Source organism: Flagellimonas ochracea, assembly GCF_009903685.1.
GTDB classification, from domain to species: domain Bacteria; phylum Bacteroidota; class Bacteroidia; order Flavobacteriales; family Flavobacteriaceae; genus Flagellimonas; species Flagellimonas ochracea.
Genome location: NZ_JAAABI010000003.1, coordinates 146,717 through 162,260, shown reverse-complemented (window position 1 = coordinate 162,260; position 15,544 = coordinate 146,717). Strand labels below are relative to the sequence as shown.

11 protein-coding genes are annotated in these 15,544 nt (G+C 39.8%); 4 read left to right on the top strand and 7 right to left on the bottom strand.

Annotation, left to right across the window (positions count from 1 at the left end; genetic code table 11):
- Window positions 1-46 precede the first annotated feature (46 nt).
- The 4 genes from GTQ34_RS10760 (at window position 47) to GTQ34_RS10745 (ending at window position 6,011) form a co-directional block, all read left to right on the top strand.
- Window positions 47-955 carry a FecR family protein gene (locus GTQ34_RS10760; protein WP_166523814.1) on the top strand — a complete coding sequence of 303 codons (909 nt, stop codon included), beginning with the start codon at window positions 47-49 and terminating at the stop codon, window positions 953-955.
- Entirely contained in the window at window positions 948-3,458 is a 2,511-nt protein-coding gene (locus GTQ34_RS10755) for a TonB-dependent receptor (protein WP_166523813.1), read from the top strand. Before GTQ34_RS10760 ends, GTQ34_RS10755 begins: the two co-directional genes overlap by 8 nt.
- Before the next feature lie 976 nt (window positions 3,459-4,434).
- Window positions 4,435-5,016: a collagen-like protein gene (locus tag GTQ34_RS10750; RefSeq protein ID WP_166523678.1), complete on the top strand. Its 582-nt coding sequence runs from the start codon at window positions 4,435-4,437 to the stop codon at window positions 5,014-5,016.
- Window positions 5,017-5,285: 269 nt separating this feature from the next.
- Window positions 5,286-6,011: a nitroreductase family protein gene (locus tag GTQ34_RS10745; protein WP_166523812.1), complete on the top strand. Its 726-nt coding sequence runs from the start codon at window positions 5,286-5,288 to the stop codon at window positions 6,009-6,011.
- Window positions 6,012-6,963: 952 nt separating this feature from the next.
- Here the strand turns inward: GTQ34_RS10745 and GTQ34_RS10740 are convergent.
- The 7 genes from GTQ34_RS10740 to GTQ34_RS10710 form a co-directional block, all read right to left on the bottom strand.
- A complete protein-coding gene (locus GTQ34_RS10740) occupies window positions 6,964-8,154 on the bottom strand; it encodes a proline dehydrogenase family protein (protein ID WP_166523811.1) in 1,191 nt (396 codons plus the stop codon).
- Entirely contained in the window at window positions 8,138-9,436 is a 1,299-nt protein-coding gene (locus GTQ34_RS10735; RefSeq protein WP_166523810.1) for a cytosine permease, read from the bottom strand. Before GTQ34_RS10735 ends, GTQ34_RS10740 begins: the two co-directional genes overlap by 17 nt.
- Window positions 9,437-9,446: 10 nt before the next feature.
- Window positions 9,447-10,328, bottom strand: a complete 882-nt coding sequence (locus GTQ34_RS10730) for a hypothetical protein (RefSeq protein WP_166523809.1) — start codon at window positions 10,326-10,328, stop codon at window positions 9,447-9,449.
- Window positions 10,329-10,411: 83 nt separating this feature from the next.
- Window positions 10,412-10,726, bottom strand: a complete 315-nt coding sequence (locus GTQ34_RS10725; protein WP_166523808.1) for a cupin domain-containing protein — start codon at window positions 10,724-10,726, stop codon at window positions 10,412-10,414.
- A gap of 4 nt (window positions 10,727-10,730) precedes the next feature.
- Complete coding sequence (locus tag GTQ34_RS10720; RefSeq protein ID WP_166523807.1) at window positions 10,731-12,419, bottom strand: hydantoinase B/oxoprolinase family protein; 1,689 nt, start codon at window positions 12,417-12,419, stop codon at window positions 10,731-10,733.
- Between the two features lie 2 nt (window positions 12,420-12,421).
- On the bottom strand, window positions 12,422-14,482 hold the full coding sequence (locus tag GTQ34_RS10715) for a hydantoinase/oxoprolinase family protein (protein ID WP_166523806.1): 2,061 nt from the start codon (window positions 14,480-14,482) through the stop codon (window positions 12,422-12,424).
- Window positions 14,483-14,487: 5 nt separating this feature from the next.
- Window positions 14,488-15,495 (bottom strand): zinc-dependent alcohol dehydrogenase family protein, encoded by a 1,008-nt coding sequence (locus GTQ34_RS10710; protein ID WP_166523805.1) that lies wholly within the window; start codon window positions 15,493-15,495, stop codon window positions 14,488-14,490.
- Window positions 15,496-15,544 lie beyond the last annotated feature (49 nt).

The following is a 15,544-nucleotide window of genomic DNA, read 5'->3' as shown; positions in this document are numbered from 1 at the left end:
AGGAAAAATTAATTCTTAGTTGTTCTATACACAAAGATCCGAATTTATGGACCAGGAAAATTTAATACACAAGTGGCTCTTAGATGACCTTTCAGGTAAAGAAAGTAAAGCATTCGATGAACTGGAAGACGCGTCTTTTTATAAAGAAATCATTGAAGATGCGGCACGTTTCAAGGCATCCAACTTTTCAACAGTGGATGATTTCGAAACGTTCAGGGACCGTTTCATGGTACCAGATTCGAAGGTTAAAAAACTGCAGTGGCACAAGCCTATACTACGTGTGGCCAGTGTGGTGGCAGTTGTTTTCGGGCTTTATTATTTTTTCTTGTTCAATGATGTTACCAAAGTAAATACCATGGTGGCGGAAAAAACCACCATCGAACTGCCCGATGCTTCCCAAGTGGTGGTAAACGCCCTTTCAGAAGTGAGTTTCAATGAAAATGGATGGGAAAAGAAAAGGGAGATCAAACTGGAAGGCGAGGCCTTTTTTGATGTGGCCAAAGGAGCCAAATTTGACGTGGTTACCCCAGAAGGTACTGTGAGCGTTTTGGGTACGGAGTTCAATGTGAAGCAACGCGGCACTTTCTTTGAAGTGTCATGTTTTGAGGGTACTGTAAAGGTTTCTACGGGCAAACACACTACTATACTACAGGTTGGGGACAACGTTAAACTAGTTGATGGTGAACCAATAATGGGCAAAAACAGTTTTGACCAACCCCAATGGACCCAAAATAGAAGCTATTTTCAACGTACTCCCGTATCAGAAGTGCTAGCAGAACTAGAAAGACAGTATGATATTACTGTCACAACTGAAAATGTAGACACTGCCCAACTCTTTACTGGAGGCTTTGTCCAAGATAATTTGCAAGACGCACTTAGAGCCATCAGTGAGCCACTAGGCTTGAAACACGAGATACTAAAGCCACGTATGGTGCGTTTTAGTAAGCATGAGTAAAAGACTACTTGTTCTAGTTTTATTACTATTTTCTTTTTGTATTGCCAGTATCAATGCTCAATCAGAACGGGATGAACCTCTGACCACTATTTTGGAAGAGCTACAAGAACGTTTTGGGGTGCAATTCAATTATGTCTCAAAACTGGTTGATGATATCACCTTATTTGCTCCCGAAACTACTTTGAGCCTTCAAGAAACCTTGGATTATCTAAAATCCCAAACCAACCTTAGTTTTGTATTTGTTTCGGACAACATAATTTCCCTAAAGGAGGAACGCATTCTCCTGTGTGGTAATCTAATAGATATGGATACCGGAGAAGTCTTGCCCTATGTAGCGATCCAAAACAGCTCCACAGGTACATTTGCCAATGAACAAGGTTATTTTGAATTAAATGGTGTAAAACGAAGCGATATCATCCAAATTAGGCATATGGGATACAAGCCTGTCAGTTTAAATGTGGCAGATTTAGAAACCTCTAGGTGCAATACCATATTGCTTACCCCTTACCACGAAAAATTGGCTGAGATTACGGTGTACGACTTTTTGGTACGAGGTCTTGACAAGCTTGACAACGGTTCTTATCAATTGGATTTTGATCGGTTCAGAACACTTCCCGGTCTAGTAGAGGATGATGTACTGCTTTCTCTGCAAGCACTGCCGGGTATCCAAAGCATTGACGAAACGGTCTCCAATATCAATATCCGAGGGGGCAGCCACGATCAAAACCTCATCACATGGGACGGCATCAAAATGTATCAATCGGGACATTTTTTTGGATTAATATCGATGTACAATCCTCAAATAACCCAAAAAGTGGAATTGCGAAAAAATGGAAGCAGTGTTTCTGAGACTGATGGTGTGTCCGGTACAATTGCAATGAAAACCGACCAGTTTCTTAATTCTGAATTAAAAGGAAGCATAGGGGTAAATCTTATTGATGCCAACGGTTTTATCGATGCACCTATCGGAAAAAAAGCTTCTTTTCAAATTGCATCCCGAAAATCACTCAGCAATTTAGTGGAAACACCTACCTATGACAAATATTTTGAACGCATTTCGCAGGACACCGAACTCGAAAACAATTCGGCTTCCGTTACCAATACCGATATTGCATTTGATTTTTATGATACATCGTTTCGATTACTGTTCAACCCTTCGGAAAGAGACCAATTAAGGATCAACTTCATCCACACGGCCAATGAGGTGACCTTCGATGAAGTAGCAGAAGTATCGGGTACACAGGTGTTTCGGCAAAGCAATCTTGATCAAACAAGTTTGGCCGAGGGACTTTACTACTACCGCGACTGGACCGAGAAATTGACAACACAAATTGAAATATACAATACGGACTATAAGCTTAAGTCCATCAACTCCAACATTGCCGCAGATCAACGTTTTTTACAGAAAAACGAAGTTTCAGAAACCGGGATCAAAGTAAAAGTGCTGAAGAGCTCATCCGATTACTTGAATTGGACAGGAGGATACCATTTTGTAGAAACCAAGGTCACCAATTTGGATGATGTGGATGACCCAGTTTTTATTCGACTGGAGGGCGAGGTTTTGCGTACTCATGCCCTTTTCACAGAAATGGGGCTATCATCCAAGAATGCCGCCACACAATTAAATTTAGGCCTTCGTTTTAACCATCTCGATGAATTTGACAAACAGCTTTGGGAACCACGCATGAGTTTTAACCAGAGGTTGGGCCAATATTTCAGTTTAGAGTTTCTGGGGGAATTCAAGCACCAAAGCACTTCGCAAGTGATCAATTTTCAAAATGATTTTTTGGGAATTGAAAAGCGAAGATGGCAACTCTCCAACAATCAATCCATACCGGTAATTGAAAGTAAGCAAGCCTCCCTAGGGCTAAGCTTCAATAAGAAAGGCTGGCTGTTGAACGCCGTTTCCTTTTACAAGAATGTGAACGGTGTAACGACACAAAGCCAAGGTTTTCAGGATCGGTACGAGTTTGTAAAAACTTCGGGGTCTTATGAATCCAATGGATTGGACCTATTACTTAGAAAACAGTTTCGAAACAATAGTATCTGGCTTAGCTATTCCTATTTGAACAGTGATTACGTTTTTGATGAACTGACCGAAAGAAGGTTTCCCAACAATTTTGATATTACCCATGCAGTGAACCTGGCCACCAACTATGCCATAGACCAACTGCTCTTGGCAGTTGGATTGAACTGGCGTACTGGAAAACCATTGACCCTTCCCGAATCGGATAACCAAGTGTTAGACGACCAAATTAATTATGGCCAAACAAATGGAAATCGATTGGATGATTATTTTAGAGTCGATATTTCGGGCAAATATGAGTTTAACTTGAGCCATGGCAATAGTTTGGAAGTCGGTGTGGCCGTATGGAATGTTTTAAATCGTGAAAACACAATCAATACCTTTTACAGGCCAACCCTTTTTGGAGATGCTCAAAAATTTGACCAAAGTTCATTGGGAGTTACACCTAATGCCTCATTGAGGTTGATCTTCAATTGATTGGTACACGCAGTAGGATAATCAAACACATTTTTCTAATAGAACAAAAAAAAACGGCATACCCTCAAGAATTTGGTATACCGTTTCTAGTCCTCATTGCTAATGGAACTAAAGCGATCCGACTCGAAATGAACCGCTAGAGTAATTGTAAAACTATCAGGAGTATAATATTCTGAATCAAAGGAAACAAGATAAGCCCTTTGATAAAACTAGATTGTGTATTGAATATTTTTATAAAATCTTCACTTTCCACCTTTTTCAGTACCGTCATTGAATTATAATTCTTCATAGGTCAATGTCTTTGGTTACTTATATAACAACCCAAACAGTAAAACTCCTGAAAAAAACATTTAAAAGTTGTTATTCCCAGAAAACAACATTCATTGGTTTTTTCACTTTTTTAATCAACCTAAATTTCGTTTACAAATTTCCACAATGCTAAATCATATACTATACGTCGTTGAGTTCAATAAATTCGAATTATTATCTTTTAAGGATTTGTTCTTGTTTCCTTATGCTTGAAAGGTGAACCACATTAAGGAGTAATCATATAGACTTATAAAAAGAATGCAACCGAAACTTGGTTCCACGCTGCTAGGGTCCATACGCTACTAAGATCAACATTCAGAAATTCCCTTAAATCCATAGGACTTAATCCTATTAAGAGCATCATATTTATAAATACTGGAAAATGATGTATTCTAACTGTTTACCATTAAATCTATTCCATAACCGAGCCAAAAAGACTAAATCTATTTGTAAGCTTTTTCTTGCCCATAAATTCTTCCATTCTTAGGTAAGTACAAACCGTCAACCCAAATCACATATCTATCAATTGTGCTAAAAATTACCAGAAATACGGTTTTATTTTTGGGCGTAACAAGCGTAACCGCTCCCGCGAGATTTTCAACATAGTAAAAAAAGAAATCAACTATGTTTTAAGTACAAATAATTTGTGGGAGAAAAAAAAATAAATATGAAAGCAACACATTTGAATGTATTAAAAATGGCCTTTTACCTATTTATGGGCCTAAGCATTACTCTTACATCATGTTCTGGAAAAGATGGTGAGGATGGTATTGATGGAATAAATGGTATCGATGGCGAACAAGGTCCACAGGGACCTGCCGGTGAAGATGGCAACGCCAACGTCGTAGCTTCGGATTGGATGCAAATACAGTGGGATAATGCTATTCCAACAGAAGGGAGTATAATGTTAGAAGTCCCAGAATTGAACCTATCAGAATTTGTTGACAACGGAGGCGTAGTACTTGTTTACTTAAGAACATTAGCAGAAGGTGGGGCTATAACCTTTTCCCTCCCATTTACTTTAAATGATGCCACCTTTAGTTTTTACACGATAACTAATGTGGACACACCTGGAATAGTTGTATTGGCTACGGATCCTAATTCCAATTATATTCTGGACATACAAAACGACCCAGATTTCACCCTTAGATATGTCTTGGTACCTGCAAATGTGGCGGAACAAAACGGATTAACAGAAAAAACACCAGCTACTTTTGAGGAAGTCAAATTTCAATTCGGCTTGGATTAATACAAACATTGTTCAAATCAAAAGTATTGTGTGCATATACTCAAAATTTACATGACCCTGTAAGGGATTGATTTTTGAACAAAGTCCTTTGATGTAAATTTTGGTTTATAAAAACGAAAATTCCGGAAACTTGAAGTTTCCGGAATTTTGATTTTAAGGGTAGTTCCCAGTGTCCCTGGGAGGATAAGAACTTTTAATTTATCTAAAGGATAAAAAATTTGCGTAATGTCGCCTTCTACCCGACTTTTGAATCCTAAAACAGCATCAACATGGAAAAGACGGTATCGGAAGCCATAGAATATAGACGTTCAGTTCGGATTTACAGGGAAGAACCGATTGATTCTGAAAAGGTTAAAGCATGTATTGAGAATGCCGTATTGGCCCCAACGAGTTCCAATCTGCAGTTATGGGAATTTTATCAGGTGACCAATCCTGATATCAAGACCAAGATCGTGCATGCGTGTATGAATCAACCTGCAGCTAGGACTGCCCAGCAACTGGTTGTGGTCGTAGCACGAAAGGACAAATGGCGGAATCGTGTCAAGGCCAATATCGACTTCTTGGAAAAGAGTTTTGGAAAGAAACCCAAAAGTGAATATACCCAGCGTGAAAAATTCGTTTTCTCGTACTATAATAAACTCATCCCTTCTCTTTATTCGGATTTTCTTGGTATCCTGGGATTCTTAAAATATATCGTGTTCAACGTGGTGGGGCTATTCCGACCCATGTACCGACAGGTGCGGTTATCCGACATGCGTATCGTAGCGCACAAAAGCGCTGCCCTTGCCGCGGAGAATTTTATGATTTCCATGGCAGCTATAGGATATGATACCTGCCCAATGGAAGGGCATGACAGTCTTCTGATCAAAAAAGCCTTGGGATTGCCTGCCGGTGCCGAAATAAATATGGTGATCGGATGTGGCATCCGTGAACCCGAAGGGATATACGGCCCACGATTCCGGGTGCCTTTTGAGCAGGTCTACAAGCGGGTTTAGTCTTCTTTATCGGGATTCGAAATTGATTCCCTGTCTTTTTCCTGACCAACTAGACCATCGAATCCTGTGTGCAGTGTAAAATCGTGGGATTATCTACCTGTAGTTTGTGGATCATACATCAGGATCATCAATCCACCTGAGAAGGAAGCATAATAGGAAACGGAATATATTCGCACTGTGCCTTTCAAGCCCCTAGAACTCACTTTCGACTTCATCAAAGGGCAACATTTTCAAGAGTGCAATTTACCCTCCCATTTTCTAAACTCAGTTCAAATCAATGAAATGTCAATTCCTATGACACCAAACAGTCCATTGTAATTGCGCGTTAACCTAATTTAAAACAGTATTACTGATCAAAAAAATCAGCTGCAAGCGTCCCAAATTCTAGCCAAACCTATTTATTGGGCGAGATAGAAATCACCAATCCAAACTACAACCTTGACAATCCATTCTAAAAGATTTTATGCAGTCAAAAAAAAAGTCTTTAAATAATTGATTTACAGACTTTTTGAACTCAAATGTGTAGTTCCCAGTGACTGCGGGAGGGTCAGAACTTTAATTTTATCTATTTGATATTCAAAAGTTATTATTTCAATATTTCAAGAACACACAGAATCGCTCACTGGACGGCACCGGTTCTCCTTGATGAACTTATATATGTATAAAATGGCTATAATTCAAAAAGGAACGGCTGTAAGAAATAGGTTATCTTCACGATTAGTAGATGCTCAATTCTTCCTATCGCTTTATCTGTAGTTCCTCGATAGAGTTAATACAACTCTGTTTAACCGTTGTTCCCTACAAACATTTTGCAAAACCCAAATATGTGAACTCTGTTAACCCATGATGTCCAATAAGCGTTAATTAACTGGAACAATAAAAAAGACCGGAAACCAAACACATTGATAGATTAGACTCTGATTTTGTCATATCGCTCAATAAAATGACCATTTTATGTGTTCGCCCGGCAAAACTTCTCTTCCTTTCTTCTATCCCTTTCTTTTTTTATCAAATATAATTCCCTTGAAGTTTGACCTGCCACCGAAGTATTCTCTTCCGCTCTTCGTATTAGGTAGGGCATCACATCTTTAACTGGGCCAAAGGGCAAATATTTAGCTACATTATATCCTTTTTTTGCCAAATTATAGCTGATATGGTCACTCATTCCATACAACTGTCCAAACCAAATTCTCTTATCATTTTTTGAAAGTCTTTTTCCCTGCATAATATCCATGAGAATATAGGAACTTTCTTCATTGTGAGTACCCGCAAACAACGCTAGGTCTTCTAAATTGTCCAACATATATTCGAGTATGCTGTTGTACAATGTGTCTGTTGCTTTTTTATCAATACAGATTGGGTCTTTGTACCCATGAATCAAAGCTCTTTCCCTTTCTTTTTCCATATATGCGCCTCTTACCAATTTCATTCCGATTTTGAATCCCTTGATTTTGGCTATGCCATGAAGCTTTTTTAAATACTCCAATCTATCCCATCGATACGCCTGAAGTGTATTGAAAACAACCACTTCCTCCTTATTATATTCTTCCATCATTTCTTCAACAAGTCCATCTGCCGCATCCTGCATCCAACTTTCTTCCGCATCGATCAGCGCTGGAATTCCATATTCAAACGCTTTGCTACAAACCAAATGAAAACGTTCCTTAATTGACAACCATTCAGCTCTTTCAAGCTCATTTAAAGAATCTCCTTCGGAAAGCTTCTGGTAGATTTTAAAGCGTCCAAATCCTGTTGGCTTGAACACTACAAAGGGTATTGCTTTGTTTTCTTTGGCATATTCCAAGGTTTTCAATGTTTTCTGTACAGCATAAGTAAATTGGGTTTCTTCTTCCTTACCCTCAGCGGAGTAGTCCAAGACCGCATGTACATTTTTGGTATGCATTCGTTTTATGACCCTAAGGCAATCTTCTTCATTGATACCACCACAAAAATGATCGAACACCGTCGAGCGAATTAGTTTTTCCACGGGAAGGTTGGCCTTTAAAGCAAATTTTGTAACAGCCATTCCTATCTTGACCAATGGCTCTTTCTTAATCAATTCAAATAAAAAAAGAGCTCTGTCTAGTTCTGAATCTGATTTTAAAGCTAGGGCAATTTCAGTATTGTCAAAAATTCTTTTCATTGGTTTGCGTATTGAAAAAGTGATTTAAAAGAAGGTACACTGCTCCTGAGGCAATTAAGGACAAAACAGCAGGTATCCCCATGGGGTTTACATATTGGATGAAGTAACCGACCCCTACTCCTACTAGTATACTTATAGTCGCCAACCAGTTCCATGATTGTTTGGCTATGAGTAGAGTCTTGTCAACAAAAAAGTAGTGACTCATGATCACACCTGCTAACACGGGAACAATGAGGGCCGTGGCATATAGGAAATTAACAAACTGATCCATGATGCCCAGTATGGCCAATAGAATACCCACAAGAGCAAACAGCAATGTCAATACTTTTCTGCTCTTTCCATCATTTAAATTGAACATATTGCACAATACCAAGCCACCCGTATAGTTGCTCACCAACTGACTCGTCCAAGTTGCTATCCATAATACTATAAAGCCCCAAGCAGGAAAGCCAAGCTCTTGCATCACTGGTACGATATCGGAATTTCCGGTGCCAATGGACATAACCCCTCCTACGATGAACAATGGAAAACCAACCACTATGATGCCCAGAGGAATCAGAATGTTGTCTCTCCATGTGGGTTTTGCAAATCTGGTATAATCGGGTGCAATTAGCCACTGGGCGACATTTATGCTAATGATCAAGTTAATAGCCTCTATGAACGACATACTGCCTTCTGGATTCCAGGTCGATATTCTCTCCCATCCCAAATTGCTGAAAGAAAGATAAAGTGCTACCGTAACCAAGAGTATCCCTGCAGGAATGGCTATGTAATCTACCCATTTAATGGAGGCGTACCCAAGTATTGAAGGAATGGCAAAAAGGAGTCCGATAACTACAGTACTCAAAATGTATAAAAACAGGTTTTCGTCTTTGTTAATTCCCAATAAGGCACTAAAAGCGTCGGAGGCCACGGAAGTTTGAATAGCCCACCAGCCCAATGTCAGAATCAATATGACAATACCAACTACGATTTTAGACTGCTTGTTCCCAAAGCTTAATGCGGCCAATGCCGAAGATGTCAATCCGGTTTTTGCCCCAATATAACCCTGTATGGCATTCCCAATCCATTGAAAAAACACCAGACCTATCAGCAAAACTCCAATAACCTCCAATAGGCTAAAATTGCCTATTAAAATGCCTCCTACTAAAAGAACGGGTATACAAAACTCAAGTCCACCGAAAATAATGGCAGGAACATACCAAGGTTGACGTTCATTTTGTGGAACCGGTACCAAGGTTGAATCCGTATTTCCTTGTGAATTTTTTACAGAATTTTCCATGGTGAAAAGTTTAAGTTGTCAGTTCTCTTTTCGTAAGCCATTTTTGAAAATGATTATAGACTACTGCCAAAATCAAGACAAAAACCGAGGCTAAAACTCCAAGCACGACGTTATAGTAAGGTTCAATAGTGAGCGAAATCCTAATCAGGATAGTGGCCAACACAAATGCCGTGTATCGAAAAACGCGGTAATAATTGATGGTATAGCGCAAAGCGACCAATACGATTATGATATCGGTAAAAATTAAGACCGTATAAAAGGTATCAAAGGAGTGCAGATATGTTCCGGTTTGAACAAGTACCAGGAAGTCCCGAATGCCTATCAGAAAAAAGGAAATCAACAAAAAAAGTGCTAGCAGCTTTTTGACCCGTACAAATTGTGTCTGATTTACGTAGGTTTCCGATAATCGTATTTTACTGTTCAGTCTATGGGTAAACCCCATAACGGTAAATATTGCCAATCCCCCAAAAGAGTATACCAACATACTCTGAATGGTTTCCTTAGCGTCATTCCACAATAAGAAATTATCCAAATGGCTGAATTCTTTGAATGCATCGCGTAGGAAAATAAGTGAGAGTAACTCAAACTGTTTTCCCAAGGATCTTGAAACGGATTTGGGCAACACAAAAATTAAGCTCAGTAATTCCAAAATAAGAAGTATTGTAAACGCTACTTCAATAGCAAAAAACGGGTGTTTAAAAAGATTGTTGAACGGACCTACCGATAGTAGGTTATAGTAGACCAAAGAGCTACATATTCCACAAACAATAAATGATATTACCAAAAAAGAGCTTATTCTTTGGATGATTTTTGGACTTTCCCAAAACAAAACGTGTTTATCGAACAGTTTAATTATAGGCTTTATCATTCCATTCATTTTTGCAATTTGCATCCACTCCAGTTTAAAAAAGCGAAGAACACCTCCGCTTTTTTACAACTACTTCAAACAAATCAACTTACACTTAAAATTTGCTTTTATATATCGTTGAATAAAAAGAACAGTATTTTACTATCCTCCAATGTTTCCGTTTTACGTATTTCTTCCTTGTTCAAATAGATCAAATCTCCTTTGTTCATTAGCTTCTCGTTTCCATCTTTGGTTGATACTTTCAATTTTCCGGAAATCAAGTAGGATACTTCATGAAAGTCCAACCTCTTAAATGGAAGCAATTGTCCTTTTGTTAGGGTCACGGAACCACATTGCATGGCTACTCCCTTTTCGCTCTTTTCGATGATTTTTTTCAAATAACCATCATCTTCTCCTGGAAAAACCAAACGTTTTATTTCCATTCGTTTATAAGTGTTCGTTATCCAGGGAAAAATTATAATGCTCCAATGCCTGTTCTTTTGTAATGTAACCGTTCTTTATATCAATTTGTACTTTCTCTAAAGGTCTATCAGCAGGATTGCCATATCCACCACCAGTAGCGGTAACCAGTTTTACCTTGTCTCCCTTATTGAGTTTTACATTGGTTACGATATTATATTGCTCCTCTGTACCATCGGTTCTGATTACAGTGAAATAGTTGTAACTACCTTCATGACCTTCATTAAGTCCCCAAGTGGGTATTGAATAGCCCAGGAAAGCTCCCGTTAAATAGGCTTCATCAGATAAAACCCTAAACGTTAGATATTGTCCATTGCCCCCTTGAAATTCTCCATATCCACCACCTTCGTTATGAAATGCGTATTCTTCTACCACTACCCCGTATTTTCTTTCACGGGTTTCGGCAGGAATGTTGTAGGATTCTCCGTGCGCATAGGAGAATTGGCCACGATTACCATCATGAAAAGCGCATGCTCCCCAACCGCCCGAAAGTGGCTCTGCTTGAACATAGAATTCATTGGTTACCGGATGAATCCCGGAGATATAGGTTACACATACAGATCTAAAATGACCAGCCGGTAGTTTTTCCGGAACCACAGGACCCAGTGTTTTCAACAATAAATCTATCGCTGCCAAAAACACTTCGTAATAGACCGATATGGGAGCAGGTGACTTTGCACTGACAATCGTGTTTTCAGGACAAATGAGTTTTACATGCTTAAATGACCCATTGTTTGCAGGTAGGGTCGGCGTGGTAATTGCCTTAAAAGCTGCCCTAACCGCCGTTTCCAATCCCGTTCTTGATAAATTCAATGGTCCCTTTAACTGTTCATGCGATCCTGTAAAATCACAGGTCATGTTCTCATCGGAGATGGTTATTTTCAATTTCAAAGGAAATGGACCATTGCCAAAACCATCATTTTCTATCCAACCCGTGTTTTCATAAACACCATTTGGAATTTTTCGTAACTCCTTTAAACTAATGCGCTCACCATATGCCATAAATTCCTCAGCCGCTTGTTTGTAAGCTTCCAAACCATATTTTTCTATGAGCTTGATAATTCTTTCCGCTCCTACGTCGTTCGCGGCAATGCCCGAGAATAAATCTCCCAAAGTACTTTTAGGGAGTCTTACATTGGCTTCCAACATTTTAATAAGGGCTTGATTTAGCCTACCTTCTTCTTTCACTTTAACGAAAGGAAAATGAATTCCCTCTTGGTAAATCTCGGTTGACACCGTTGATACCGAACCCGGGTTTGTGCCGCCAATATCGGTCCAATGTGCTTTGTTTACGGTAAAGGCCACGCGTTCACCCTTATAAAAAATTGGTGTAATCAGCGCTATATCCGACAGATGTGTTCCACCCCCTGCATAAGGTGTGTTGGCCATTATGACATCCCCTTCCTTAAGAGGATTATCTTCCCCAAATCGCTCCAACGTTTCTTCCACCACAAGACTCATTGCGGCCAAAAATGTAATTACCCCGTTTCCTTGAGCCAATAATCGCCCTTCTCCATCGGTAATACCTACGGCATAATCCAAAGCCTCATAAATAATGGGGCTCATACTGGTGCGCTGTATGGTCTCGAACATGGCCTCGCCAATTGAGATCAAGGAATCTTGAATTATATCTGATGTAAATTTATCTAAGGCCATGGTCACTGTGTTTTAGTGATAATAATGTTTGCATGCTCATCAATTTTGAATTGATGGTTCGGGGGCACAACAGTTGATGTGGATTGTTCCACTATAATCGCGGGACCTTGCACGGTCGTGCCCGGGTCTAGCTTATCCCTGTCGTAAAAGCAGCTTTCATGTATTCCCGATTCGTCAAAATCCACTCTTTCCGTGGCAATTATAGCGTCTTTAACTGCGTTGCCTTTTGCTTCAACTTTGGCAATAACAGGTTTGTTCACTATAACTTCCGCCACTAGGTGATAGTTGACAATTTCAATTTTGGTATCGGTGAGGCTAAAGGCATATCGCTTACTGTGCAATTGGTGAAAATCTTTCTCGATTTCATCCATTTTAAGATTGTTCAGATCGGCCAACCTCAGTTTTACGGAATGTTCTTGTCCCCCATAGCGGAGGTCCAAATAATACTCAAATGTGATGTTGTATTTTTGATAAGCGTCCCTTTCATAAGCCTTGATTGCTTCGTTTTTCATTTCTTGAAAGACCTTCTTTAACATGGAAAAATTGTCGATGTTCAAGTCCATCACATCGGTACGGATATAATCCCTTCTTAAATCGGACATTAGCATTCCAAACGCCGAAAATACACCTGCATTTAACGGAACGATTACATCGGGCATTTGTAGTTCTTCGGCCAAATAAGCCCCGTGCATCGGGCCTCCACCACCAATCACCATTAAGGAAAAATCCCTTGGATCATATCCTTTGTTCACTGATACACTTTTTAATGCATTTATCATGTTGGAATTGGCCACCCGAATAACCCCCCGCGCCACTTCTTTCATCGTCATATCCAATTCTTCGCAGAGTGGTCTTGCCGCTTTCTCCATACTGTCGAAGTCAGGTTTTAGCTCACCGCCTAAGAAGTAATCTTGATGTATGCGATTACACACCACGTTAGCATCGGTGGTTGTAAAATTTGTACCTCCCTTTCCATAAGAGGAAGGACCTGGGTTGGCTGCAGCACTTTTTGGTCCAACACACATCTTTCCGCCATCATCCAACCAGGCAATACTTCCGCCGCCATTACCAATTTCAACAATATCGATTACCGGGGTAAGTATTGGGAATCCGGCCTGTGTTTTTGTTTTTTCAATGTTGTAGGTAGTGACTATTTTAGGAATCCCATTTTCAATTAAAGAGCATTTAGCGGTAGTACCGCCAATATCCAATACCAATAAGTTTTCCTTGCCAATGGTTCTCCCTAAAACAACCGCTCCTAGCATCCCACTTGCCGGTCCTGATTCGATTAATGTAATTGGATTTGCCTTAACATCTCCAACGGTGGTGATTCCCCCATTGGACTGCATGATGTAGAGGTTGTTCTTATACCCTAGTTTTTGCAAGTTATGCGTAAGATTGTTGAGGTACTTGGTAGCTATGGGTTTCACATAGGCGGAAAGTACTGTAGAACTCGTACGTTCATATTCCCTCCATTCGCGTGTGACTTCATGTGAGGTTATGACCTCAAATTGAGGATATTTGGAGCGTATATAATCAGCCAACTTTTTCTCATGAACGGGGTTCTTATATCCATGAAGAAAACAAATTGCAATCGCTTCTACACCCTCTTTGATAAACTCGGCAATATGTTTATCAACTGAAGATTCTTCTAAAGGTGTAATGATCTCTCCTAAATAATTAATGCGCTCTTTGACCTCTTGGCGCAAATAACGCTCAACAAATGGTTCTTCTTTCTTAAAGTTGAAATTGTATAAATCCGGTCTTGTCCCTCGAGCAATTTCGAGAACATCCCTAAAGCCTTCTGTTGTAATTAGCGCTGTTTTAGAACCTTTTCTTTCGGTTATGGCATTGATGACCACCGTTGTGCCGTGAGCAAAAAATTCAATGGTACCAAGATCCAAATCTATTTTATCGATAGCATTAAGAATTCCCTTCTCAAATTCACCGGGAGTGGTGCTGGATTTTGACACCTCGACATTTTTTACCTCTTTGTTTTTCTGATCATAATCAAAGAACACAAGGTCTGTAAAGGTTCCTCCTATGTCTGTTGCAACTCTCATATTCTCTATTGTTTATGGGTTATGCTGACCACAATTTTACCAACCTGCTGATTCGAAAGCATATATTCATAGGCTTTTTTGTAATCCTCAAAATCAAAAACTTTGCTCACTTTGGGTTTTAGTATTCCTTTTTTGATTCTTTCCAAAACATAAGCCTTGCATTCGTTTAGTTTGTCAATGTCCTCTACGTGGTTAAATTGAGAATAAGCATCCATCACCGCTTTTTTCCTGATAAGTGGAACCAAAGGGTATGGCGTTGGGTTGGGATCTAACAGTCCGTAAATAATTACTACTGCCCCCATTGATAGAGCATCCAAATATTCATTACAAAAATTACCGGCGATAGGGTCATACACAAAGCTGACGCCTTCCCCTTTGGTTAGCTGCATCAGTCTTTTTTCAACCGACTCCTCACTTGAAATGATAAGATGATCAATTCCAAGTTTTTTGAGGTCGTCTTTCTTAGCACTTGTTCTGGTAGAACCAATGACCATCGCTCCGGCGTCTTTGGCCAGCTCGAAGCAACCGTACCCAGCTGAACTGGAAATGGCCGGAACAAAAACAAAATCTCCTTCTTTTACATTACCTACATGAAACAAAGCAAAATACGCGGTAGAATACTGCATCCAAATAGAGCAAGCTTCCTCGATGGTTAAATTTTCTGGAGCCTTGGTCAAATAGTCCTGCGGTACCAGGGCGTACTCTCCCTGTACTCCATATTTGGCCGTATTGAAGGGTATGGAAGTAACCCTATCACCAACCTTAAAGTCAGTTACGTTTGCACCAATCTTGATAACTTCTCCCGTAGCCTCTGAACCAAGTCGCGATGGAAAATCGGGTAAAGTCGTATGGAATCCTTGGTAGTGAAGAACATCTGCCCTATTGAGGGCGAAGGCATCAACTTTGAACAGAACTTCATCATCAACCGGGTCTTCCACCGTTATATTCTCAAGAGCCAAAACGTCCAGCTCTCCTGTCTCATGAAATCGCACTACTCTACAAGTTATACTCATGTTTTTTATTTAAAATTAGAAATGAATCAACCACCCTCCTACCTTGACC

What these genes read in the sequence shown, in the direction of transcription:
- GTQ34_RS10760 (WP_166523814.1), top strand. Translation starts at nt 47, where the DNA reads ATGGACCAGGAAAATTTAATACACAAGTGGCTCTTAGATGACCTTTCA.
- GTQ34_RS10755 (WP_166523813.1), top strand. Translation starts at nt 948, where the DNA reads ATGAGTAAAAGACTACTTGTTCTAGTTTTATTACTATTTTCTTTTTGT.
- GTQ34_RS10750 (WP_166523678.1), top strand. Translation starts at nt 4,435, where the DNA reads ATGAAAGCAACACATTTGAATGTATTAAAAATGGCCTTTTACCTATTT.
- GTQ34_RS10745 (WP_166523812.1), top strand. Translation starts at nt 5,286, where the DNA reads ATGGAAAAGACGGTATCGGAAGCCATAGAATATAGACGTTCAGTTCGG.
- GTQ34_RS10740 (WP_166523811.1), bottom strand. Translation starts at nt 8,154, where the DNA reads ATGAAAAGAATTTTTGACAATACTGAAATTGCCCTAGCTTTAAAATCA.
- GTQ34_RS10735 (WP_166523810.1), bottom strand. Translation starts at nt 9,436, where the DNA reads ATGGAAAATTCTGTAAAAAATTCACAAGGAAATACGGATTCAACCTTG.
- GTQ34_RS10730 (WP_166523809.1), bottom strand. Translation starts at nt 10,328, where the DNA reads ATGCAAATTGCAAAAATGAATGGAATGATAAAGCCTATAATTAAACTG.
- GTQ34_RS10725 (WP_166523808.1), bottom strand. Translation starts at nt 10,726, where the DNA reads ATGGAAATAAAACGTTTGGTTTTTCCAGGAGAAGATGATGGTTATTTG.
- GTQ34_RS10720 (WP_166523807.1), bottom strand. Translation starts at nt 12,419, where the DNA reads ATGGCCTTAGATAAATTTACATCAGATATAATTCAAGATTCCTTGATC.
- GTQ34_RS10715 (WP_166523806.1), bottom strand. Translation starts at nt 14,482, where the DNA reads ATGAGAGTTGCAACAGACATAGGAGGAACCTTTACAGACCTTGTGTTC.
- GTQ34_RS10710 (WP_166523805.1), bottom strand. Translation starts at nt 15,495, where the DNA reads ATGAGTATAACTTGTAGAGTAGTGCGATTTCATGAGACAGGAGAGCTG.